The sequence below is a fragment of the Flavisolibacter ginsengiterrae DSM 18136 genome (assembly GCF_059568575.1).
The window spans coordinates 139,928-164,122 of the sequence record NZ_JCANTR010000004.1; the positions used below are offsets into that span (position 1 = coordinate 139,928).

Consider the following 24,195-nt stretch of genomic DNA (forward strand, 5'->3'; position numbering starts at 1 on the left):
GGATTTATAAAGAAGTGTAATTAGTCCCTTATATAGTTAGCTTTTGACAATAACACAATGAACTTAAATATATACTTTTAAACGGCGTCGTTTACAACAATAAAAAACCATCAAAGTAACATGTTGAAAGTTGAACATATAGGAATAGCAGTGCAATCTCTTTCCAATTCAATTCCATTATTTGAAAGTTTGTTGAACATTGAATGTTATAAACAAGAAAAGGTATCCTCAGAAAATGTCATCACGGCATTCTTTCAGCAGGGAGAGACAAAGATTGAATTATTGGAATCGGAAACAGATGATGGTGTGATCAGAAAATTTATTGATAAAAAAGGCGAAGGCATTCATCATATAGCCTTTGAGGTGGCTGATATTTACCAGGAGATGGACAGATTACAAAAAGCGGGCTTTACGCTGTTAAACGAAACACCGAAGCTGGGTGCTGACAACAAGCTGGTTTGTTTTATCCATCCCAAAACTGCAAATGGTGTTTTGATAGAATTATGCCAGGAATTAAAAACTGAAAATGATGTTGCTCTTTAGGTCTATGTAAAATAATAACTGTCTATCTGCCTGAAATTTCAATCCTTGCATAACTGATATTCTTGCTAATTTCAATATTCAATCACCGAAACCATGAACATATTATTTACTTCCCGTCATTTGACCCAGGTTCTGCTAGCCAGTACGATAGTGCTGAGCCTATTTTCCTGTAAGGAAAAAGAAGCATCAACTACCGGCCAGAGAACTGATACAACGCAGACCAGTACAGGCAGCCCTGATAGCCTGTTTGCAAAGTACAGTCTTGATAAGATCAAACTGCAACCTGGATTTAAGATCAATGTGTTTGCAGAAGTGCCTAATGCACGCAGCATGTGCTGGGGCTCAAAAGGAACCTTATTTGTGGGCAATATGGGTGGTGGTAAGGTCTTTGCCGCAGTGGACAACGATAAAAATGGTGTCGCTGAAAAGGTGTACACCATTGCTTCAGGCCTGAATACACCATGTGGTGTTGCATTTAAGAATGGGAATTTATATGTGGCCGAGATCAACCGCATCCTGCGTTATGATGATATAGAAAACCACCTCGATAACCCTCCATCCTATAAGGTCATTTATGATAAATATCCCACCGAGGGTTGGCATGGCTGGAAGTTCATTGCATTCGGACCTGATGGAAAATTATATGTTCCCGTGGGTGCACCTTGTAATGTTTGTGAACCCGATTCTATCCATGCCTGCATTACCAGGATAAATGATGATGGCACAGGGCTGGAAGTGTTTGCCAAAGGCATTCGCAACAGTGTGGGTCTTGCGTGGCATCCCCAAACCGGCCAGTTATGGTTCACCGATAATGGACGCGATGAATTAGGTGATAATGTACCTAGCGATGAACTCAATACGGCTCCACAAAAAGGAATGCATTTTGGATTCCCTTATTGCCACCAGGGCGACATACCTGACCCAAAATTCGGACAGGGTAAGAATTGTGCTGACTATACACCGCCAGCCTTAAATCTGGGCCCCCACGTGGCATCTTTAGGCTTACGTTTCTACACTGGCAATATGTTCCCTGCGGAATATAAGAATCAAATGTTCGTGGCAGAACATGGCAGTTGGAACAGGTCGCAGAAAATAGGCTACCAGGTAGTAATGGTAAAACTGGAAAATAACAAGGTCGTTGAAAGCACTCCATTTGCCTCGGGTTGGTTACAACCAGGCGATTCCGTTATAGGCAGACCCGTAGATGTGGAGGTAGCCGCTGATGGTGCATTACTGGTAAGCGATGACAGCAAGGGAGCTATCTACCGCATCACCTATTCAAAATAATAAATACGGGAAATTGGAGGTAGAAAAATTAATCTTCGATAACAGTGGAATCTGAGTTGACGATGCCCAGTTTTTCTACTGCCAGTTGAGCCGCAATCTGTGAAGCATCTTTTTTATTGAAGGCCTTGCCCTGGGCAATAACTTTTCCATTGATCACGGCGCCGATAGTAAACAGGCGGCGGCCGTTTTCCAATTGCTCATTCAGGGTTTCAAACTCCAGTTGCTTGCCATTTTTATTGGCCCAGCCGTAAAGTTTATTCTTATGATTGATCTCGAGGTTCTCCAGGTCCTCAACGAACATATGTGGAATGATAATCCGCTCATTCACCCACTTTGTTGTTTTTTTATACCCTTTATCCAGGTAAACAGCACCAACCAACGCTTCTAAAGTATTACCAAATATCTGGCTGGTCTTCAGCGAAGCATCTGCCTTATTATACACGGTTACTTTTTTAAGACCCATTTTTACAGCAATATCATTCAATTGCTGGCGGTTGACCATCTTGCTTCTCATTTCCGTAAGAAAGCCTTCTTCCTTATAAGGGTATCTTTTGAAAAGATAGTCTGCTACAAGTGCGCTTAAGATAGCATCTCCCAGGTATTCAAGGCGTTCATTATTTTCATCAATGGTATCTTTTACAGAGCGGTGGGTAAGTGCGGTTTTATACAAAGCGGCATTACCAGGCGTGTAGCCTAAAACGCCTTTCAATTGTTTTTTGAAGGAGGGGTCAGTATGATTTTTATAGAATGCTTTCCAAAAATCCACAAACTGTAAACTACAACTTTTTATGTGCAGAAAAAAAGACTATCCCTTAAGCCGAATATTTTTTGAATATGGTACAGGCATTATGCCCTCCAAATCCAAATGTATTGCTCAGGGCAGCCGTTACAGTACGTTTCTGTGCTTCCCAGAAAGTAAAGTTCAACCTTGAGTCCAATTCCGGATCATCTGTGAAATGATTAATCGTTGGCGGGACGATATCATTCTGTACAGCCATAATACAGGCAATGCCTTCTATTACACCGGCCGCTCCCAGGCAATGCCCGGTCATGGATTTGGTAGAACTGATATTCAAATCAAAAGCATGTTCACCAAATACGTCAATAATAGCTTTTACTTCCGCAATATCACCCAGGGGTGTAGATGTTCCGTGGGTGTTAATGTAATCAATATCCGAGGCTTGCATCTCCGCATCGGCCAGGGCCTGGATCATTACGTTTTTAGCGCCTAAGCCTTCAGGATGTGGAGCTGTAATGTGGTGCGCATCGGCTGTTGCGCCGCAGCCTGCGATCTCGCAATAGATCTTGGCACCGCGTTTAATGGCATGTTCCAGCTCTTCAAAGATCAATACGCCTGCACCTTCACCCATTACAAAACCATCTCGTTCCTTATCGTAAGGCCTGGAGGCAGTTTTAGGATCGTCATTGCGCTCACTCAAGGCTTTCATGGCGTTAAAGCCGCCAACACCAGCTTCGCTTACAACGCTTTCAGCACCGCCTGTTACAATAACATCAGCCTTACCCATACGAATCAGGTTAAAGGCTTCCATCATGGCGTTGGTTGAAGAAGCGCAGGCACTAACCACAGCAAAATTAGGTCCTCTGAAACCATGCCTCATGGAGATATGCCCTGCAGCAATATCAAGGATCATCTTGGGAATGAAGAAGGGATTAAAGCGTGGCGTACCATCACCTTTAGCAAAGTTGGTCACTTCCTCCTGGAAGGTGATCAAGCCCCCGATACCGCTGGCGAATACCACGCCAACACGGTCAACATTCACATTTCCCTGGTCGATACCAGCATCCTTTACAGCCTGGTCACTAGCCACTACCGCTGTTTGTGTAAAGCGGTCAAGTTTCCGGGCTTCTTTCCTGTCTAAAAAATTAGTGGGGTCAAAATTCTTTATTTCGCAGGCAAACCGGGTTTTGAATTTAGATGCATCGAAATTGGTGATAAAGTCACAACCACTGACTCCATTGCGTAAATTATTCCAATATTCAGTTATCGAATTTCCCAAAGGCGTAATGGCCCCCATCCCGGTTACTACCACTCGTTTTAGTTCAATATAACCCACAATAATATTTTATGTAAGATAAAACCGCCTTCGCTGCCTGGACAGCCGGAAGGCGGATTTTTTATAGTGTTCCGTCAGGAACAACAATTACTTTGCGTGCTCTTCTAGGTAAGATACAGCCTGGCCTACAGTGGTAATGGTCTCAGCCTGCTCATCTGGAATTGAAATGTTGAATTCTTTTTCAAACTCCATGATCAATTCTACCGTGTCTAAAGAATCAGCTCCCAAATCATTGGTGAAAGAAGCTTCGTTGGTAACCTCCGCTTCATCAACTCCTAATTTGTCTACGATGATCTTTTTTACTCTTGCTGCAATGTCTGACATTTTGTAAAAGTTTGGTTATAGTGGTGCAAAAATATAAGTTTTTGGTTTATCTATCGTTTTGATCATTCTTTCTGCCCACAATACAAAAACTTTTGTTTTTTTCTCCAAATCCCGCATAAAACTTGCAACTTGCTGTCTGCACCAATATTTGTAAATTGAAACCATTCAACCCCTACCTCAAATGGCATTAAAGATTATAGATCATGGCACGAAGGAATATGAGCAGATGATCAAGCTGCGTGATACTATTTTACGTAAACCGCTTGGGCTGGGCTTTACAGAGGATGAACTGGAATCTGAAAAGAATAATTTACTAATGGCGGCCTATGAAGATGATCAAATGCTGGGATGCTGTATGCTGGTGGAAGAAGAACCCGAGACCGTGCGCCTGCGCCAGATGGCCGTTTTGAACGATCTTCAGGGAAAGGGTATTGGAAAGGCCCTTATGCAGTTTGCCGAAAACCTGGCCAGGGACAGGGGTTATAAAAGAATCACTATGCATGCCCGTAAGAATGCACTCGGATTTTATGAGAAAATGGGCTATAAAAAGATTGGAACCGAGTTTGAAGAGATCACAATCCCCCACTATGTGATGGAAAAAGAATTGTGAGATAAGTTAAAATCAAAAGTTAAAAGTAAAAAACAAGCCTTACCCCTAAGGGTTGACAGGTTAACCAGAAAAAAGTTAACGAAGAATCTTTTCAAAGTAATCGGTACCTGAAAATTGAATCTATATGCTAAAATGCAGCCTCTACGACCTAAACCCCTTCTACATTCGATATTCCTTGTTCGACATTCGATATTCCTTCCTCCTCAAAAATCCTATTTAATCCTGCAAATCCTAGTTCTTTATCTTCTCTTTCAGCATGTGGCGCATCTGGTATATTTCATCAGAATCTGAAAAACTATCCTTCGGTACCAGGAAAAAGGAACGGCTGTCAAAATATAGATGAAAAAAATGTGGCGTTTCCAAAAAGCTGCTCACCGCTTTCCAGGGATAACTTCTCGATCCCCTTTCATTGCCCACAGAAAAAGAGTCCGGATCGAAGGTCATAATAAAATGGTCTTTAAAAGTGGTGGCTCGCCTGTACACCATGCCGGGAAGGAAAAACCAGAAACTCAACATCAGTATGAACCAGAGAAAGGATCCAACAAGGAAGGCTAAGGGAAGTATCTTTTTAAAATAGAATAGAAAGGCAGATCCCAGTGCAAAAACATTCACCAGTATGATCATGAGCCGAATCTCCTTCCTGCTCAAAAAATGGTAGCGAAGGGCTTGCAATACCTGTTTTTTATCGTACGTAAATGAAACTTTCATAATACATGTTAGTGTAGATCCTGCCTATAAAATTAAGATTCGTTGGTCTCGCACCTGTAAAATAGAAGAAATTTCCTTTGAAATAAAAAAGCCTTGTTCCGTTCCCGGAACAAGGCTTGAATTATATAAGCTTATACTATTTATTCATCATTTGTTTAGCTTCTATGCTAAGGGTAGCATGAGGCACAGCACGTAAACGTGCTTTATCGATCAACTTTCCGGTGACACGGCAAATGCCATAGGTTTTATTTTCAATACGCATCATGGCTTTTTCCAGGTGATCAATGAACTGTATCTGCCGGCTGGCCATCTGGCTCAATTGTTCTCTTTCCATGCTCATGCTTCCATCTTCCATGGTCATATAACGGCCATCTTCCATATCTCCACCCTCATCTTTACGGGTGATCAATCCTTGTAAATAGGCCAGCTCTTTTTTGGCTGTTTCCAGTTTCTTTCCAATAAGTTCCCTGAACTCCATCAATTCTGCATCTGAATACCTCATAGTGGGACCAGTTTGATCTTTTTGTTGTGAATCCAATACCGATTTTGTAAAATCTGGTTCGTACTTAACTGCCTTTGTCGTTGAAGTTTTAGGGATCACTACCTTGGTAGGTTTAGGTGCTTCCTTCTTTGGTGCTTGTTGCAAAGGTTTGATTGCTGGCTTTACTTCCTGGTGCGTAGGTGCTGTTACGGCTGGCTTCTTAACTGGTTCAGCATGCTTGGCAGGCGCTGCCTTGGTGGGGGCAGGTGCTGCCTTTTTTGCCGGAACTTCAGTTTTTTTAGCGACTACGGGTGCAGGTTTTTTAGCGGGTGCCTTTGGGGCTGGCTTAGCAGGGATTTTCACTCCTTTTTTTGGAGCTATTTCTTTCACTGCTGCTTTTTTAGGTGCCGGGGCAGCTTTTTTAGATGCGGCCTTTTTAGGTGCAGCCTTCGCTGCAGCTTTCTTTGGCGCTGCTTTAACAGCAGTTTTGGCAGTCGCTTTAGCTACCGGGCGGGCAGCAGTTTTAGTTGGTTTTGCTGCTTTCACAGCTTTCCCGCCATTGGAGCGGGCAGGTTTTGACGCTTGCTTTTTAGTAGCCATACAATTTTTACCCCTTTTTTAAGACGATGACCTTCAATGGGTTGTCATTAACCTCAATTTCAGTGCCCTCATCAATTTGTGATGTTAACTCCAGCTTATCTGCCAGAATTTCGGCGCAAATATAGTCATTATACTTAGCTAAAGATGAAGAGATACCATTATTGGCAGCTACTTTTACCTCGATCCGGTCCGTAACATCAAAGCCACTGTCCTTACGTATTTTTTGAATCCGGTTCACGAATTCACGGGCATCTCCTTCCTGTATTAACTCAGGTGTGATATTTATATCTAATGCAACCGTTAGTGGTCCTTTACTTGCTACTGTCCAGCCAGGGATATCTTCGCTACTAATCTCAACTTCACTCAAAGCCAGTTCAACGAACTCATCATTGCCAACAGGGATTGAATATCTGCCTTCTTTTTCAAATAAAGAAATTTCATGTTGGGAAAAATTTGAAAGCGCCGTATTTACTGCTTTCATCAGGGGTCCAAGCTTCTTCCCTAAAGCCCCAAAATTAGGCTTGATCTTCTTTTTAATAAACCCTTCCGTATCAGACAAATATTCCAGCTCCTTTATATTCACTTCTGCTTTAATAAGATCTTCTACCTTGTGCAATTGTTGTTCCATCAAAGGATTCAACACAGGTATCAGCGCTCTTTGAAGCGGCTGGCGCACCTTTATATTTGCTTTTTTACGCAGAGACAGTATCAAAGAAGAAGCATCCTGGGCCAGTCCCATCCTTTCTTCCAGTAATACATCTATGTATGCTTCTTTCGGGGTTGGGAAGAATATATGATGCACGGACTCTTCCTTGTGCATTTTTGTTACTGCATTCAGGTTGATGAACAACTCGTCGCTGAAGAAAGGAGATATCGGTGCCATCAGGCGCACGACAGTTTCCAGGCATTCGTATAAGGTTTGATAGGCTGCTATCTTATCTTGCTCATACTCGCCCTTCCAGAACCGGCGGCGGCAAAGTCTTACATACCAATTACTTAGATGTTCATCTACAAAATCTTCTATTAAACGTCCAGCCTGGGTAGGCTCATAATCATTAAAAGCTGCAGCTACTTTTTTGATCAATGTCTGCAAAGAGGAAAGTATCCAGCGGTCAATCTCTGGCCTTTCTTCCAATGGAATATAGGCTTCCCTAAAGCTGAACCCATCCACATTGGCATACAATGCAAAGAACTGGTAGGTATTGTATAAGGTACCAAAAAATTTACGCTGCACTTCCTTTATTCCTTCCAGGTCAAACTTCAGGTTATCCCAGGGAGAAGCATTGGTAATCAGGTACCACCTAGTAGCATCTGCTCCAAATTTTTCGATGGTTTGAAATGGATCCACCACGTTTCCCAGCCGTTTGCTCATCTTATTGCCGTTCTTATCCAGAACCAACCCATTGGACACACAGGTTTTATAAGCAACGCTGTCAAACAGCATCACACCCAGGGCATGCAGGGTATAAAACCACCCACGTGTTTGATCAACACCCTCAGCTATAAAATCGGCAGGGAAATTTTCCCTGAATATTTCTTTATTCTCAAACGGGAAATGCCATTGGGCATAAGGCATTGCACCACTGTCAAACCAGACATCTATCAGGTCAGGCTCTCTGTGCATGGGCTTCCCTGATTCTGATACCAATATTACCTCATCCACATACGGCTTGTGAAGGTCAAGAATACCATCATGCAGGTAATGTGTGTTTACATCACCTCCTAAAACCTCGCTGGCCTTTTTTATCTCGTTGTTCAGTTCTTCTATAGATCCAATACATTTTTCTTCCGCTCCATCTTCTGTTCTCCAGATTGGCAATGGCGTTCCCCAGTAACGGCTGCGGCTCAGGTTCCAGTCTACCATGTTTTCCAGCCAGTTACCAAAACGGCCTGTTCCGGTGGATTCAGGTTTCCAGTTGATGGTCTTATTGAGCTCCACCATTCTTTCACGCTTTGCTGTGGTCTTGATGAACCAGGCGTCCAGTGGATAATACACTACCGGCTTATCAGTTCTCCAGCAATGAGGATAGCTGTGCTCATATTTTTCAACCTTAAAGGCCCGGTTTTCCTTCTTCAGCTTTACAGAGATGTCAACATTGACATCCACATAGTTGGGCTCATTTTTATAATCCTTTATAAAGCGATGTGAAAACTCACCCAGTCCATCAACGAATTTACCTTCCCTGTCCACTAGGGTCAGTATGCCTATATTATTTTTTTTGCCTACTTTATAGTCATCTGCACCAAAGGCAGGTGCCGTATGAACGATACCGGTACCATCCTCTGTTGTAACAAAATCGCCCAACAATACCCTGAAGGGTTGAGCATCTGGAGTTATAGCCCGTATGGCTTCCAGCGAATTTGCCTCATACGGCAATAAAGGCTCATATTCCAGGCCTTCCAGATCCTTTCCTTTAAACTCTGCCAAAATTTTCCAGGGTAGTAATTTTTGTTCCGGGTTATAACCTTCAAAATCCCCGTTCTCACCTTCAGGCTTGAAATACTTACTGACCAGGGTTTTGGCCAGAACCACATTTACCGCCAGGTGTGTATAGGGATTAAAAGTTTTGATTAATACATAATCTATATTGGGTCCAACTGTTAATCCAAGATTGGATGGTAAGGTCCATGGTGTAGTGGTCCAGGCCAAAAAAAACACTTGATCATCACCTGCGGCATTGAACAGAAACCGGGATTCTTCTGTTTGCGCCACCTTAAACATGGCCACGGCACTTGTATCCTTGACATTCCTGTATGTTCCAGGTTGGTTGAGTTCGTGAGAGCTCAAACCTGTACCTGCAGCGGGAGAATAAGGCTGGATGGAAACACTTTTATACAGCAGGCCTTTGTTGTATAGCTCTTTCAGGCACCACCAAAGTGTTTCAATATATTCATTGGTGAAGGTCACATAAGGATGTTCCAGGTCAACCCAGTAACCCATTTTAGTGGTCAGGTCATCCCATTTGTCCTTATAACGCAAAACCGCTTCCCGGCACTTTTGATTGTATTCAGCTACAGATATCTTCTTACCAATATCTTCCTTGGTAATTCCTAACTCCTTTTCCACGCCCAGTTCAATAGGCAAACCATGGGTATCCCATCCACCTTTACGCTGCACTTTGAAACCCTGCATGGTCTTATATCGGCAAACCAGGTCCTTTAATGTTCTTGAGATAACGTGGTGAATACCAGGCATCCCGTTCGCACTGGGCGGCCCTTCATAAAATACAAAGGGCTCAGCACCCTCTCTTACTTCTATGCTCTTTTTAAAGGCATTTTCCCTTTCCCACCGCTCCAAAACTTCTTTTTCAATGGCAGGTAAATTCAGATGTTTAAACTCTTTATATCGATTGGCCATAAGGGGGCTCCTAAACTTGATTTGAAAATGGCTGCAAAGGTAGGAAAATATAGGCCTATAGGGAAAAACCCAATCTAACTATATATTGTAACCGGAAGTTATTTATAAACCTTGCCAGCGTATCATCTTTCAAAGATTTTCTGATTGATTCCTGGAGTTTTCCTCCATTCGTAATTGCTTTTCCCGATTCCGGTACCTGGAAAACAGACTTACACGTCTCTTTGCAGCAAATTGATCAACTGTGAGGTATTTTTTTCTTGTCCTTTTTCTTTTTTTGGGCTTTATGGGATTCACCCAATCTTATATATTATTGGCAAACAATCCTTTACCTTCTATCCCCGAAATTCCATCCGGCATTATTTCAGGGTTAGTTACCACTGCTGACCATCAACCAGCAGCTTATGTGACCATTTCTGTAAAAGGAGCCAATAAGTTCACTACTACTGATGACCAGGGACGTTTTCAATTAAGCATCAAAGAAGGGCTACACACCCTTGAGATCTCGCTGGTGGGCCAGCTGACCCAGGAAAAGGTAGTAGAAGTAAAAAAAGACCAGACCACCTCGCTTCTGATCGCTCTGGTTCAAAATGCCAAACAACTAGATTATGTTACCGTATCGGCTCAACGTACGCAAAATGAAAAAATAACCACAATAGGTAAACTCCCCGTTCAGGCACGCGACCTGCCCCAGGCAATAACTGTAATAGATAAGAACATCCTGGAAAAACAACAGGTGCTTAGCATGAGCGATGCACTGCAAAATGTAAATGGTGTTTATATAATGGGCACTACAGGGGGCTTCCAGGAAGAAATTGCCGCTCGTGGCTACGCCTTTGGAAGCAGCAATACCTTTAAGAACGGGGCACGTTTTAATAATGGCATAAAGCCGGAATTAAGTGCAGTTGAAAAAATGGAAATTTTAAAAGGTGGCAATGCCATCCTTTATGGCAATGTGGGTGCCGGGGGTATTTTAAATATTGTAACCAAAAAGCCAAAGTTTGAAAAGGGTGGCGAAATTTCATTCCGGGCGGGCAGTTACTCTTTTTACAAGCCGTCTATTGATATTTTCGGACCTGTAAATAATAGTAGCCATGCCGCCTACAGGGTGAATGCCAGTTATGAAAATGCCGGAAGCTTTCGAAAGGGTGTGACTTCCGAGCGGATCTATATCAACCCGTCGCTGTTGCTTAAGGCCGGAGACCAGACAGAGATCATTCTTGAAGGTGATTATTTAAAAGATAACCGTACACCGGATTATGGAACTGGCGCTATTAATTACGTAGTAGCTGCTATTCCCCGCCACCGCTTTTTAAATGTACCCTGGGCATATAACAATTCAGCCCAGAAAACTGCAACAGGTACAATTACTCATCGCATCAGCCATGCAGTTGGTTTGCGGGGTATTATTTCCTTCCAGCAATTCAATAATGAACTGTTTAGTGCCAACAGGCCCAACGCTTCTGGTGCCATGGTAGCTGCTGATGGCACATGGGCAAGAGGGCTTCAAAAAACAAGAACCGCAGAAAATTATTATTTCAGTTCTCTTGACCTGAATGCCAAATTGAAGACAGGTAAAATTCAACATACTATACTTACCGGAGCAGATGCAGACAGGTATAAAACCATCGCCACCACATTCAGAACCTACGCTAATCCAACTATCAGTAATAAGAACATTTATGATACGATCAACTTATTTGATCCATCCGGTTTTAATAAAAGAGGCGATATACCCTTCCTGGCAGAAAACCTTATTACCACTTCGCCCATTTTGCGTTATGGACTGTATGCACAGGACCTGGTTTCTTTGTTTGACAACCTGAAAGTATTGGCAGGTGTGCGGTACACCTATCAATCAAATCAAACAGCCTCAGTGGATACTGTTTCAAAAAATACCAGGGGCACAATAGCTGCATTTACCAATGACGCTTTCAGTCCAAGGTTCGGTTTCGTGTATCAACCCAATAAGGCCACTTCAATATTTGCGAGTTATACCAATTCATTTTCTGTAAATACAGGAGTGGATGTGTACAATAATGCGCTCGCACCTTCTATCATTGACCAATTTGAAGCAGGCATTAAGAATGACTTTTTCAAAGGAGCTTTATCACTCAACCTGACGGCCTACAGGATCATCAATAGCAATTTTGCACAGACTGCCTTATACCTTGCAGATGGAAGTACAGCCAATAACAATAGCAACATCAAAGAGTTATCCGGAGAGACCAACAGCAAAGGAATTGAACTTGACATTCAAACCAAGCCAGTAAATGGATTTAAAATACTCGCGGGTTATAGCTTTAACGATATGCGGTATACGGGTGTAAATGGCAATACTGTGAATGGAAATAAAAAAGGTGACCGCCTTAGGTACAATCCTGCACATACGGCAAATGCCAGTGTGTATTATAATTTTTCAAAAGAATCGCTTCTGAATGGATTTTATATTGGCGGAGGAGCATTTTATGTGGGCGACAGGCTGGCTGGCAGAAACCCAACGAACAGTCCTACCAATACCAATAAGTTGATGCCCTTACCTGATTATATTACTGTGGACATCAATGCGGGCTACTCCCATAAAAATTTAAGTCTGAGAGTAAAGTTGTCCAACCTGCTTGACCAGTTAAGCTATAATGCGCATGATGATAATAGTGTCAATCCTATTGCTCCAAGGCAGTTTACAGGAACTGTATCTTATAAATTTTGATTCAGGCTAATAAAAAATTAGCCTGAATATCAACGACGGGTACGTCCCTCTAAAAGATTTAAGCTGGCATTCTTTTTCTTTTAAGCAATCCCAGGCCTCACTATAGACCAACCAAAGGCAGGGATATTTCTTGAAAAGCCTGCCTTGAGAATGTGATCTTGTGATACTAAAGACTCTGCAATAAACTCACACATGTCACCAATGCATTAATTTTATGAACCATTTTGAATATTCATTCTGTCTTAAATTTTTTTCCAATGAGAAAGGAATTTATGCTCTATATCAGAAATTCAGGTGATGCAAAAGCTGCACTAAAACCTGATGAACATTTAGCTTTTATCAAAAAATGTGAAGTATATATTGGCCAACTACAATCAGAAGGAAAGCTATTAGGTGCACAACCGTTGGTCCGTGAAGGAAATATCATCTCAAAACAGAATGGCAGTTGGAATATTCAAGCCATTGATCCTTCCAGGGAAGTACAGGTTGGATATTACCATATCCTCGCAGATGATTTAAACGAAGCCATAGAAATGGCCAAACAAAACCCCGAATTCGAATATGTATCATCAGCCACTATTGAGGTTCGTCCCATAAAAATGAAGGAAGAAAAAACAAACTTCACCTACCCTAATCAATAAGTTTTTCTTATGAAAAGAGATTTAAAAAGTTGTTCTTGAATTGAACTGGAATTATGAAAGAAGTCTTTACAAAATCTATATTAAATATCTTACAGCTTTCTATTAGCCTTGTAGTTCCCTTGTACAGGTTTCTATTACTACTATTTCCTCACAGCCTTATATATTTTAATGGCGCTCATTAAGACAATGACAAATGCCAGGAGACCCACAATGCCCCATACCCAACTTATACTTTCCTTTACTGATGCCAGCATTACAATAGGTACAAGAAATATAGTCGCTACTTCATTCCATATCCGCAGCTTTTGTGAAGAATATTTAAAGATCCCTTTTGCCTGCTGTTTATACAAACGATGCAAAGAAAAGTGGTACACATATAATAGAACAACGAAGATCAACTTGATCAACAGCCATTTGCCTGCATCGTCCCAGATGGTCTTATACCAGTAACCTTTCCACATTACCAGGGGACCAAAAATCAAAGTCAGAATTGCTGAAGGCCAGGTGATTCCCAACCAAAGACGGCTGATCATGATGGAGAACTGCTGGTGAAGGATTGTTTTCTCCGGTTCCTTTTTGGCTTCTGCTTCAGCATTATAAATAAAGAGCCGGACTATATAGAACATGCCGGCAAACCAGGTGACGATAAAGATGATGTGCAGTGCCTTAAGATATGCGTACATGTGGTGATCTGTAAAAACTTTACTTTGGAATACAATTAAGCGTTCGCGGTTGTTTTAGTTTCGTCAAGGACCATTTCCTTTTTGCCCTGTGCATATTCCCTGATCCATTTGGCCATGGCGCTGATCCAGAGTGGATGAACATTCAGGCAGGGCACCAGGTCAAAGGATTCCCCACCGGCATGTAAGAAAATCTCTCTCCCTTCCTCTCCCATTTCTTCCAGGGTTTCCAGGCAATCACTGACAAATGCAGGGCAAACAACCACCAGTTTCTTTACGCCTTCATTTGGGAGTTCCTTCAGGCGCACAGCGGTATAAGGCTGTAACCATGGATCCCTGCCAAGGCGCGACTGAAAGGAAAAGCCTCTTTTTTCTTTAGGTATATCCAGTTTGTCGGCCACCAAATGTGTAGTAACCCAACACTGATGCCGGTAACAAAAATCATGTGCCGGTGAAGGCACTTCGCAGCAATTGTCCACTTTAAGGCAATGCTTTCCTGTAGGATCGCATTTTAAAATATGTCTTTCGGGTATGCCATGGTAAGAAAACAATACCTGGTCATATTCCTTGTCCAGGTGCAGGCGAATGCTTTCAGTCAATGCTTCCACATAGTCCGCATCATCATAAAAGGGCTTTATAAAGGTGAGACTGAAAGGATATGGCTTTTTTTTGTGCTGCTCCCTGGCATATTCTACTGCAGTTTCATAACTACTCATGGCATAATGCGGATACATAGGTACCACTAAGATCTCCTCCAGGTCAGGATTTTTTTCAAGCAACAGGTCATAGGCCATCATGGGTGAAGGATTGCCATAACGCATGGCTATAGCTACCGGCTCGGGTATTTCTTTTTGTAAAGCCCGTTCCTGCTCCTTACTGATCACGATCAATGGAGAGCCTTTTTCTGTCCATATGGATTGGTAAGCCTTTGCAGAATTGGGAGCCCGGAAAGGAACAATGATTCCCTTTACCAACAGGGCACGCAGCAGCCAGGGCTTGTCAATTACCCTTTCATCCATGAGAAATTCATCAAGGTATCGTTTGACGTCTTTTACTTGCGTTGAATCAGGTGAACCGAGGTTCATGAGGATGATGGCTCTTTTCATATCAAGGGAACAAATGTAGGTACAACTCGTTCATGATTTCTATCAATTGATGCCCGGGAATTTGCAACCTGATGAAAATCAAGCAGTCAAATGACAGACAGATGACATTGTTTTTAGGGACATGCCTGCTTCAAAACTACTTTTGCACAGGATCTGGAATTATTTGGAAATGGACACTCCTTACTTTAAGAACATATCAAACTTTTACGTAGCAGGCATCAACTACAAGAAATCAGATGCTTCCGTACGTGGACAGTTTGCTATTAACAATGATCAATACCAATCCATTTTACAGAAAGCCACTGAACAGGGACTGAACGAAGTTTTTATCCTGTCTACCTGCAACCGCACCGAGATCTATGGGTTTGCCTATTGCAGCTATCAACTGGTGGATCTCCTCTGTTCCGAGACAGTTGGAGATATGGAAACGTTTAAAAACTCTGCTTATATTAAAAATGGTATAGAAGCCATAGAACATGTATTCAGCGTTGGTGCCGGGCTGGATTCTCAAATTCTTGGCGACTACGAGATCGTAGGTCAGTTAAAAACAGCCGTAAAGTTTGCCAAAGAGCAAAAATTTGTGGGCGCTTTTACAGAAAGACTGGTAAATAGTGTGCTCCAGTCTTCCAAATTAATAAAAAACAATACTGAATTAAGCGGCGGAACAGTATCTGTTTCCTTTGCTGCGGTTCAATACATACGTAACAAGGTGGTAAATCCATCTTCCAAAAACATTTTATTACTGGGAGTTGGAAAGATTGGTCGTAACACCTGCAAGAACCTGGTTGATTACCTGGGTACCACCAATATCACTCTAATTAACCGGTCGCCGGAGAAGGCTGAAGAATTGGCCGGGGAGTTGGGATTACACGCTGCCTCATTGGATGATCTGGCAGTGGAAGTACAAAAAGCAGATATCATATTGGTGGCAACAAACTCACCCGAACCTGTGATATTGAAAGAGCATGTGGAAAATGCAGGGGACAAACTAATCATAGATCTTTCTATTCCCTATAATGTGGAAGATGCGGCGCAGCACCTGGAGAATGTGGAATTAGTAAATGTGGATGAACTTTCGAAAATGAAAGATGAAACATTAAAAATGCGTCTTGCGGAAGTGCCCAAAGCAAAAGCTATAATCTCTGAACTTATACTCGAATTTGAAGAGTGGTGTGAAATGCGCAAGCACGTACCTATGCTGAAAGCTTTGAAGGTAAAGCTGAAGGAGTTGTATAGCCATCCACACTATACCAGGCCCACTACTACCTGCCCCAAAACCATTGATATACACATTCAACGGGTATTGAATGAAACTGCGGGAAAGATAAAAATTCAAAATCAACGTGGTTGCCAATACATTGCAGCCCTGAGTGATTTTATAAGCGCAAAAAATTAATGTCTACAGTTTTAAGAATTGGCACAAGAGACAGTGAGCTGGCTGTGTGGCAGGCTACACTGGTTCAAAACCTGTTGAAGGAACAAGGTGTTGCTTCAGAGTTGGTGTACATGAAAAGCGAAGGGGATATGGATACCATTACTCCCTTATACGCTTTGGGTGTGCAGGGTGTATTCACCAAAACCCTGGATGCTGCGCTGCTTAACAAACGCATAGATATTGCCGTTCATTCAATGAAAGATGTGCCAACACAAATGGCACAGGGACTGCAACAGGCAGCCGTATTAAAAAGAGCTAATTACAGAGACATTTTTGTATATAAAGAGCAATCAACACCTTCTGAACTAGGGTATGTAAATGGACAATGGTCCGAAATAAAGAATAGTACTACCCTACCTTTTACCATTGCTACAGGTTCTGTTCGCCGCATTGCACAATGGCTGCACAGGTACCCCACTCATACCATAGAGAACTTAAGGGGTAATGTCAATACCCGCCTGAGAAAGGTAAAAGAGCATAACTGGAAGGGAGCCATTTTTGCCGCCGCAGGCTTAGAACGGATTCATTTACGTCCTGGAAATTCGATCGACCTGGATTGGATGTTGCCTGCTCCTGCACAGGGTGCCATAATGATAGCCTGCCGTGAAGGAGACCAATTGGTTTTGGAAAGTTGCCTGCCATTAAATGATGAAGCCACGGCTATGTGTACACTTATTGAACGGGACTTTCTTACTGCGCTGATGGGCGGTTGCTCCACTCCCATTTCGGCCCTTGCTGAATGGAATGAATCAGGGATATTGTTTAAGGGGAATGTTGTCAGCCCTGATGGAAGGCAAAAAGCAGTTGTCGAGAAAATGATCCCTAAAGAAAAATGGAAAGATGCCGGACAATCCTCGGCTTCAGCTATACTGGATAATGGGGGTCTTGCGATAATTAACAGCATTCGAAAAACAGGCTTAACCACCAATGGAAACGATTAGGGTCTTAAGCACTAAAAAGTTATTACCTGCGATCGTGGTGGAAGCGAAAGAGAATGGTATTGAAATAACAGAACAGGAAGCCATAGCCGTTCAACCCATATTGACGGAAGAAAAACAGGAACAGTTACTATCCTGGTTTCACAGGTACACATCGCAAGCCATTGTTTTTACCAGTGCCAATGCAGTTACAGGACTTGAACACTACCTGGGGAAATACCTCCGGGGAGATAGGGGCAGGCTTCAGGTATTTTGTCTTTCCGGGCGCACAAAGGAGGCAGTGCTGGAAGCTTTCCCCATGGCAAACGTTGTTGGTGTTGGCTCTTCAGCCAAAGCACTTGCACAGGTGATCGTGGCAAAGGGCATCAATGAAGTATTTTTCTTTTGCGGCAATAAAAGAAGGGATGAATTGCCCGGCCTTTTAAAACAGAACGGTGTGGTGGCGCATGAGATAGTAGTGTATGAGACTGTGCCCACTCCATGCATTGTAACAGAAGAAATGGATGCCATTTTATTTTTCAGCCCCAGCGCTGCAGATAGTTTTTTCTCACTGAACCAACTAAAGAAGAACATTGTTTGTTTCGCCATTGGTCAAACAACTGCTGATAGTATTTTAAAGTATTCCGGCAATACTATCATCATCAGTGATACCCCTTCGCAGGAAGGCATGCTAAAAGCTTTAAAAGCATACAAACATTTAATCACACAGCCGGATAATTAAAACTGGAATGAGTCAATTACAGAACGATCTTTTATTAAGAGCATTGAGAAAGGAAAAACTGGAACGCCCTCCCGTATGGATGATGCGCCAGGCAGGCAGGTACCTGCCGGATTATATTAAACTAAGAAACAAATATGATTTCTTTACCCGGGTGCAAACACCTGAACTGGCAACGGCCATTACCCTGCAGCCCGTTGACCAGGTGGGTGTAGATGCAGCTATCATCTTCTCCGATATATTAGTCATACCCCAAGCAATGGGTCTTGAAGTGTTGATGGAAGAAGGTAAAGGTCCTTCTTTACCAAAAACCATAAAAACAAAAAAGGATATTGATGCACTGAATACAGACAATGCATCCGATCATTTAAAATATGTACTGGATGCTTTGTCGCTGACTAAAAAAGAATTGAATGGTAGGGTACCACTGATCGGATTTGCAGGTGCACCATGGACCTTGCTGTGCTACATGATAGAAGGCAAGGGAAGCAAAACATGGGATAAGGCCAAGCAATTTGCCTATACAGAACCAGAACTGGCACATGCTTTATTGCAAAAGATCACCACCATAACAATAGATTATTTGAAAGCACAGGTTGTTGCCGGTGCAGATACAGTACAGGTATTTGATAGTTGGGCAGGCTCCTTATCACCAGCGGACTTCAAACAATTTGCCCAACCCTATTTATTACAGATCGCGGACGCTATACAAGGTGATGCACCAGTGATATTGTTTCCAAAGGGAACATGGTATGCTTTAAAGGACCTCAGTAAAAGTAGTGCCTCGGGCATTGGAATTGACTGGACCATAACCCCACAAATGGCAAGAGAGCTAACAAATAATAATATCACACTCCAGGGCAATTTTGACCCTGCAAAGTTGTTAGCTCCGATACCGCAGATCAAACAATGGGTAAAAGAAATGATCGATGCATTTGGTTCACAAAACTATATAGCCAACCTGGGTCATGGCATCACACCCAATGTTCCTGTGGATCATGCAAAGGCTTTTGTTGATGCAGTGAAAGAGTATAAAATAACTAACTAAAATAAAAGAGCTTAAGGCTCTTTTTGTTTTTACATTAGAAATGAATATTAAAGAACATTGGATTGCCTACATAGCTGAATTGCAAAATACTATATGCAAGGCACTGGAAGAGGCAGATGGTGTTGCCCCCTTTATGGAAGACAAATGGGAAAGAGCTGAAGGTGGCGGTGGCAGAACCCGGGTAATCGCTAACGGAAAGGTGTTTGAGAAAGGTGGCGTGAACACTTCCATAGTATATGGTGAGGTAACAGATGCTATGAGGTCACAACTAAAGATCAATGGAGAGAAATGGTTTGCCTGTGGCTTGTCGCTGGTCATTCATCCCTGGAATCCTTTTGTACCAACTGTTCATTGCAACTACCGGATGTTTGAATTGTATAATGCAAACGACGAGGTGATAGACCGTTGGTTTGGTGGTGGCACGGATCTCACACCTTATTATTTGTTTGAAGAAGATGCCAGGCATTTTCACCAGGTGTATAAAAAAGTATGCGACAATTTTGATCCGGGCTTCTATTCTGAATTTAAGGAGGTATGTGATAACTATTTTGTAAACACACACAGGGGCAATGAACGAAGAGGAATTGGAGGCATATTTTACGACCACCAGCGTCCCACCAAGAAGCATAATGTGGATTTCTGGATAAATTTTGGAAAGGCCTGTGGCAATGCTTTCATACCTTCTTACATACCCATAGTAGAAAAAAGAAAAGACCTGCCATTTACTCCTGGCCATAAATACTGGCAGGAAATACGGAGAGGCCGCTATGTTGAATTTAACCTGGTACATGACCGTGGTACCATATTCGGGTTAAAGACCAATGGGCGCATAGAAAGCATTTTAATGAGCTTGCCACCTACGGTTCGATTTGAATATAATTATCAACCAACACCTGGCAGCGAAGAAGATAAATTATTACAAGCCTGTTTGAAGCCGGTAGAATGGGCATGAAAAGGGACCGGGTTTATTTTTTAAGCATTAAATCCCAGTTATGTACTTACAAAGAAGAAATAGAATATTAAGACAAACATCTGCTATCCGTTCCATGGTTGCAGAAACTATATTGACACCAAATGATTTTATAGCACCATTGTTTATTGATGAAGGCAACAACGTAGAAACAGAGATCGCTTCCATGCCCAACTATTACAGGAGGAGCATTGACCTTACCATTAAAGAGGTGAAAGAGCTCTGGAGCCTGGGAATTAAAAGTGTATTATTATTTATCAAGTGCAAGGATGAACTGAAAGATAATACAGGCAAGGAAGCCTGGAACAAAGACGGACTAATGCAACGGAGTATCAGGGAGATCAAAAATGCTGTGCCTGAAATGTACATCATGACCGATGTAGCTCTGGACCCCTATTCTTCCTATGGTCATGATGGCATAGTGGAGAATGGAGAAATTGTGAATGATCCAACTGTCGAAGCTCTCGTGAAGATTAGTATCAGTCATGCTGAGGCAGGAGTGGATATGGTAGCACCGAGTGACATGATGGATGGAAGGATCTTTGCTATTCGTGAAGGACTGGAAAAAGCAGGGTACACTAAAACGGGTATCATGGCCTACAGCGCTAAATACGCTTCTTGTTTTTATGGACCATTCAGGGATGCGCTGGATAGTGCACCTGGCTTTGGTGATAAGAAAACATACCAGATGGATTTTGCCAACCGCGTTGAAGCAGTGAGGGAAGCACAGATGGATGTAGATGAAGGAGCGGACATCGTGATGGTAAAACCAGGATTGCCTTACCTGGACATTGTCAGGGAAGTAAAGAATGCTGTTGATGTACCAGTAAGTGTTTATAATATCAGTGGGGAGTATGCTATGATCAAGGCCGCTGCAAAAATGGGATGGCTGAACGAAGAAAAAGCAATCATTGAAACACTTACTTCCATTAAAAGAGCCGGTGCGGACCTTATTGCCACTTATTTTGCAAAAGATGCAGCAAGGTTATTGGGTTAATTTTGCAATATAGTATTGACTCATTTTTAAGATCCGTATATGAATATCAACAGAAGTAAAGAATTATTTAAAAGAGCACAGGCAAGTATACCTGGTGGTGTCAATTCACCAGTGAGAGCATTTAAAAGTGTGGGTGGAACGCCTATATTTTTGAAGAAGGCAAAAGGCGCTTATTTATATGATGCAGATGGTAACCGTTATATAGATTTTATTAACAGCTGGGGACCCATGATACTGGGACATGCTTTTGAACCAGTAGTGGAAGCAATCCAGCAAATAGCTGAAGACTCCACTTCCTTTGGTGCGCCTACAGAGTTGGAAATAGAGATGGCTGAGCTGATCAAAGCTATGGTACCCAATGTTGACCTGATTCGCATGGTCAGCAGCGGTACTGAAGCCTGCATGAGTGCAATTCGACTGGCAAGAGGATATACGGGAAGAAACAAGATCCTGAAGTTTGAAGGTTGTTACCATGGTCATGCAGATAGCTTTTTAGTAAAGGCGGGAAGCGGTGTTGCCACTTTCAATATTCAAACCGTTCCGGGTGTAACTGCCGGTGTTGCCAATGACACTCTTACTGCTCCATATAATGACCTCGATGCAGTTAAACAACAAGTTGAACAACATAAAGGTGAGATAGCCTCCATCATAGTAGAACCTGTTGCCGGGAATATGGGTTGCATATTGCCGCAGCCAGGATTTCTCGAAGGTCTGCGGGAACTATGTACCCAGGAAGGTATTGTTTTTATTTTCGATGAAGTAATGACTGGTTTCAGGTTAGCCCAGGGAGGTGCGCAGGAAAGATTGGGTATTGATGCTGACCTGGTAACGTATGGTAAAGTGATTGGTGCAGGAATGCCTGTAGGTGCGTTCGGTGGAAAGCTGGATATCATGAATCATATTGCGCCACTGGGAAATGTTTACCAGGCAGGTACATTAAGTGGCAATCCTCTGGCCATGATAGCAGGATTTACTTTATTGACCCATTTAAAAAATAACCCATCAATCTATAAAGAACTGGAGGAAAAAGGGAATTATTTAGAGAATGGTTTGCACAATGTATTGAAAGCTTCAGGCATTCCCTATGTGATCAATCATTTAGGAAGTATGATCTCTGTTCATTTCAGTGAAAAGCCGGTTATTGATTTTGCCACCGCATCAACTGCGACCAACAGCCTGTTCAATACCTTATTTCATAAAATGCTGGACAGGGGCATTTACCTTCCGCCTTCTGCGTTTGAATCCTGGTTCCTCTCCAATGCTTTGAACTATGAGGACCTGGATAATACAATTAAGGCTCTGGAAGAAAGCTTAAAGGAACTTTGATTGTTTTTACAACAGGTTTGGGGCATTAGTATGTAACCCTAATGCAAAAAGAACGAAAGGATACCTACCAGGATCAGGACAGTACCACTGATCCTTTTTTCATTGTGTTCAATGAACTGGGCACTCAACAGGTTTATGCCCTTGTATCCAAGGTTTACAAGCAATAAAATACCCGAGATACTTACAATGGCATAAATTACTGACAAGAGGATCACCAGTCTCATTCCATAAGCACCTGCAGAAAGAAACAGGCTTTCAACCTCAAGACATGGCGAAAGGAACATCATGAATATGAATATCAGTATCCATTTTCTTTTACTTCGTTTAAACTGGGCTACATCTTTCTGGGAGCTATGATGGTGGTGTGGAAGATTCACGGTGTAATAGATCAATCCAAATACGATCAGTACCACTGAGGACACCACGTAAATAATGCTGCCATATTCTTCCTGCAATTCCTTACCAATGGTTCCAAGCACCAAGCCCAGGGCCACGGTACCCAAAACATGGGCCAGGGCAGCCAGAAAGGTTATGGAAGTAATGTCTTTGCGCTTCCAGTTTTCAGCTTTTGCCACTGCCACAAGAGGTAGCCAATGGTTGGGAATCAACGCATGAACCATGGCTAATAAAACAGTTCCGCCAATAACAGTTAAAATAGGTGTATGCAAATGATGTATTAAAATGTGAAGGTAATCAGCGCAGGAGTAATTCGCAGGGCTTTAAACCTGTATGCTTTTTAAAAGCTGTTGAAAAATGTGAAATAGATGAATAACCCAATAACACAGATACGTCGGTAACCGTTAATCCCTTTTCATACAAAAGGTATTTGGCATGTTCCATCCTTTGGCTCTGGTAGAAGTCAAAGATGGTGGTGCCGAACATTTCCTTGAAGCCTTTCTTCAGGTAGCATTCATTCATAGCAACCTTACGGCTTAACTCCTTAATAGTTACGGGTTCGCCAATTGACTGTATCAACACTTCCCGGGCCTTAAGGATCTTTTCCCTGTCGGCTTCGTTGGCCAGGAATTTACAGTTGATCACGTCAATTACTTTCTCATCCATGCAATCCAGACTATATAATAAGAGCATCTGGGTCTGAGCATTGACATATATATTCTCCAGGCTATCTGAATAGTTATGATTCAACAATCCTTCCAGTACCATTCTTGTCCGCCCACAAATAGACAACGATTTGGTGAATGATGACTGGTGCTTAAAGGAAAGAATATCCTCACTTAAAGTATTGGTTTCTATGCGTGACCTGATGAATTGTTCCAGTAAGGTAGAAGAAAATACAAAACTTACGAGGTCAACACTTTCCATTTTTTCTTCACAATAAAAGCTAACCTGGGCTTTGCACTGGCTGCATTCATTTCCGTTTTTCCGGCAATACATATTACCGGTCATACAAAATTTCAACTCCAGGTGATTTCTTTCCGGACTGGAAGGTTCGTAATGGTAATTCAATATGCCAATATCATCTGCCATCCAGTTATTAGGACGGGAATAGCGCCTGATGGAATAATGAACGGAACCAGGAATTTGTCGCCCAGCCTCAAACACAAGGTCGGTTTTCAAACCCAGGTGTTCTGGCAATAAACTTCCGGATGAAATCTGGTACTGCATGAAGATGGCAAAATTAC

Annotated in this window: 22 protein-coding genes; 12 read left to right on the forward strand and 10 right to left on the reverse strand. The window is 42.3% G+C overall.

The genetic code is table 11. The features are described from left to right. Positions 1-120 precede the first annotated feature (120 nt). Positions 121-543: a methylmalonyl-CoA epimerase gene (gene mce, locus BP74_RS06145; RefSeq protein WP_496372123.1), complete on the forward strand. Its 423-nt coding sequence runs from the start codon at positions 121-123 to the stop codon at positions 541-543. 93 nt (positions 544-636) lie between these two features. Next, positions 637-1,830, forward strand: a complete 1,194-nt coding sequence (locus BP74_RS06150; RefSeq protein WP_496372125.1) for a PQQ-dependent sugar dehydrogenase — start codon at positions 637-639, stop codon at positions 1,828-1,830. A 28-nt stretch (positions 1,831-1,858) separates the two neighbouring features. On the opposite strand, the gene rnc is transcribed toward BP74_RS06150, so the two are convergent. The 3 genes from rnc to BP74_RS06165 form a co-directional block, all read right to left on the reverse strand. Further along, positions 1,859-2,596, reverse strand: coding sequence for a ribonuclease III (gene rnc, locus BP74_RS06155; RefSeq protein ID WP_496372127.1), 738 nt, complete (start codon positions 2,594-2,596; stop codon positions 1,859-1,861). Between the two features lie 46 nt (positions 2,597-2,642). After that, on the reverse strand, positions 2,643-3,896 hold the full coding sequence (fabF, locus tag BP74_RS06160; RefSeq protein WP_496372408.1) for a beta-ketoacyl-ACP synthase II: 1,254 nt from the start codon (positions 3,894-3,896) through the stop codon (positions 2,643-2,645). A gap of 96 nt (positions 3,897-3,992) precedes the next feature. Further along, positions 3,993-4,229 (reverse strand): acyl carrier protein, encoded by a 237-nt coding sequence (locus BP74_RS06165; protein ID WP_072835589.1) that lies wholly within the window; start codon positions 4,227-4,229, stop codon positions 3,993-3,995. 181 nt (positions 4,230-4,410) lie between these two features. Here BP74_RS06165 and BP74_RS06170 point away from each other — a divergent pair, with 181 nt between their 5' ends. Then, complete coding sequence (locus tag BP74_RS06170) at positions 4,411-4,839, forward strand: GNAT family N-acetyltransferase (protein ID WP_496372130.1); 429 nt, start codon at positions 4,411-4,413, stop codon at positions 4,837-4,839. A gap of 231 nt (positions 4,840-5,070) precedes the next feature. On the opposite strand, the gene BP74_RS06175 is transcribed toward BP74_RS06170, so the two are convergent. The 3 genes from BP74_RS06175 to ileS all read right to left on the reverse strand — a co-directional run bounded on the left by BP74_RS06175 (position 5,071) and on the right by ileS (position 9,986). Continuing rightward, positions 5,071-5,547: a YcxB family protein gene (locus BP74_RS06175; protein ID WP_496372132.1), complete on the reverse strand. Its 477-nt coding sequence runs from the start codon at positions 5,545-5,547 to the stop codon at positions 5,071-5,073. A 136-nt stretch (positions 5,548-5,683) separates the two neighbouring features. Further along, positions 5,684-6,628: a TraR/DksA family transcriptional regulator gene (locus BP74_RS06180; RefSeq protein ID WP_496372134.1), complete on the reverse strand. Its 945-nt coding sequence runs from the start codon at positions 6,626-6,628 to the stop codon at positions 5,684-5,686. Positions 6,629-6,635: 7 nt separating this feature from the next. Continuing rightward, positions 6,636-9,986 carry an isoleucine--tRNA ligase gene (gene ileS / locus BP74_RS06185; RefSeq protein ID WP_496372136.1) on the reverse strand — a complete coding sequence of 1,117 codons (3,351 nt, stop codon included), beginning with the start codon at positions 9,984-9,986 and terminating at the stop codon, positions 6,636-6,638. 283 nt (positions 9,987-10,269) lie between these two features. Between ileS and BP74_RS06190 the strand changes: the two genes are divergently transcribed. Both BP74_RS06190 and BP74_RS06195 read left to right on the forward strand, forming a co-directional pair. Further along, on the forward strand, positions 10,270-12,693 hold the full coding sequence (locus BP74_RS06190; RefSeq protein ID WP_496372138.1) for a TonB-dependent siderophore receptor: 2,424 nt from the start codon (positions 10,270-10,272) through the stop codon (positions 12,691-12,693). A gap of 257 nt (positions 12,694-12,950) precedes the next feature. Beyond that, a complete protein-coding gene (locus BP74_RS06195) occupies positions 12,951-13,334 on the forward strand; it encodes a YciI family protein (RefSeq protein WP_496372140.1) in 384 nt (127 codons plus the stop codon). Positions 13,335-13,474: 140 nt separating this feature from the next. Here the strand turns inward: BP74_RS06195 and BP74_RS06200 are convergent, their stop codons facing one another. Both BP74_RS06200 and hemH read right to left on the reverse strand, forming a co-directional pair. Then, positions 13,475-14,017 (reverse strand): CopD family protein, encoded by a 543-nt coding sequence (locus BP74_RS06200; RefSeq protein ID WP_496372142.1) that lies wholly within the window; start codon positions 14,015-14,017, stop codon positions 13,475-13,477. 35 nt (positions 14,018-14,052) lie between these two features. Continuing rightward, positions 14,053-15,120, reverse strand: coding sequence for a ferrochelatase (gene hemH / locus BP74_RS06205; RefSeq protein WP_496372144.1), 1,068 nt, complete (start codon positions 15,118-15,120; stop codon positions 14,053-14,055). 169 nt (positions 15,121-15,289) lie between these two features. Here hemH and hemA point away from each other — a divergent pair, with 169 nt between their 5' ends. The 7 genes from hemA to hemL are packed head-to-tail and all read left to right on the forward strand — an operon-like array spanning position 15,290 to position 22,552. Continuing rightward, positions 15,290-16,516 carry a glutamyl-tRNA reductase gene (gene hemA / locus BP74_RS06210; protein ID WP_496372146.1) on the forward strand — a complete coding sequence of 409 codons (1,227 nt, stop codon included), beginning with the start codon at positions 15,290-15,292 and terminating at the stop codon, positions 16,514-16,516. Next, entirely contained in the window at positions 16,516-17,496 is a 981-nt protein-coding gene (gene hemC, locus BP74_RS06215; protein ID WP_496372148.1) for a hydroxymethylbilane synthase, read from the forward strand. The genes hemA and hemC overlap by 1 nt, the downstream gene beginning before the upstream one ends. Further along, positions 17,483-18,214, forward strand: a complete 732-nt coding sequence (locus BP74_RS06220) for a uroporphyrinogen-III synthase (RefSeq protein ID WP_496372150.1) — start codon at positions 17,483-17,485, stop codon at positions 18,212-18,214. Before hemC ends, BP74_RS06220 begins: the two co-directional genes overlap by 14 nt. A 7-nt stretch (positions 18,215-18,221) precedes the next feature. Next, a complete protein-coding gene (hemE, locus tag BP74_RS06225; RefSeq protein ID WP_496372152.1) occupies positions 18,222-19,259 on the forward strand; it encodes a uroporphyrinogen decarboxylase in 1,038 nt (345 codons plus the stop codon). Between the two features lie 40 nt (positions 19,260-19,299). Next, on the forward strand, positions 19,300-20,211 hold the full coding sequence (hemF, locus tag BP74_RS06230; RefSeq protein WP_496372154.1) for an oxygen-dependent coproporphyrinogen oxidase: 912 nt from the start codon (positions 19,300-19,302) through the stop codon (positions 20,209-20,211). Between the two features lie 40 nt (positions 20,212-20,251). Beyond that, on the forward strand, positions 20,252-21,226 hold the full coding sequence (hemB, locus tag BP74_RS06235; protein ID WP_496372156.1) for a porphobilinogen synthase: 975 nt from the start codon (positions 20,252-20,254) through the stop codon (positions 21,224-21,226). Between the two features lie 39 nt (positions 21,227-21,265). Further along, a complete protein-coding gene (gene hemL / locus BP74_RS06240) occupies positions 21,266-22,552 on the forward strand; it encodes a glutamate-1-semialdehyde 2,1-aminomutase (protein WP_496372158.1) in 1,287 nt (428 codons plus the stop codon). Positions 22,553-22,590: 38 nt separating this feature from the next. Here hemL and BP74_RS06245 read toward each other — a convergent pair whose 3' ends face one another. Next, the gene (locus BP74_RS06245) at positions 22,591-23,220 is read right to left on the reverse strand and encodes a hypothetical protein (protein ID WP_496372160.1); all 630 of its coding nucleotides are present in this window, start codon (positions 23,218-23,220) and stop codon (positions 22,591-22,593) included. Between the two features lie 25 nt (positions 23,221-23,245). Continuing rightward, a complete protein-coding gene (locus BP74_RS06250) occupies positions 23,246-24,178 on the reverse strand; it encodes a helix-turn-helix domain-containing protein (RefSeq protein ID WP_496372162.1) in 933 nt (310 codons plus the stop codon). Between the last annotated feature and the right edge of the window lie 17 nt (positions 24,179-24,195).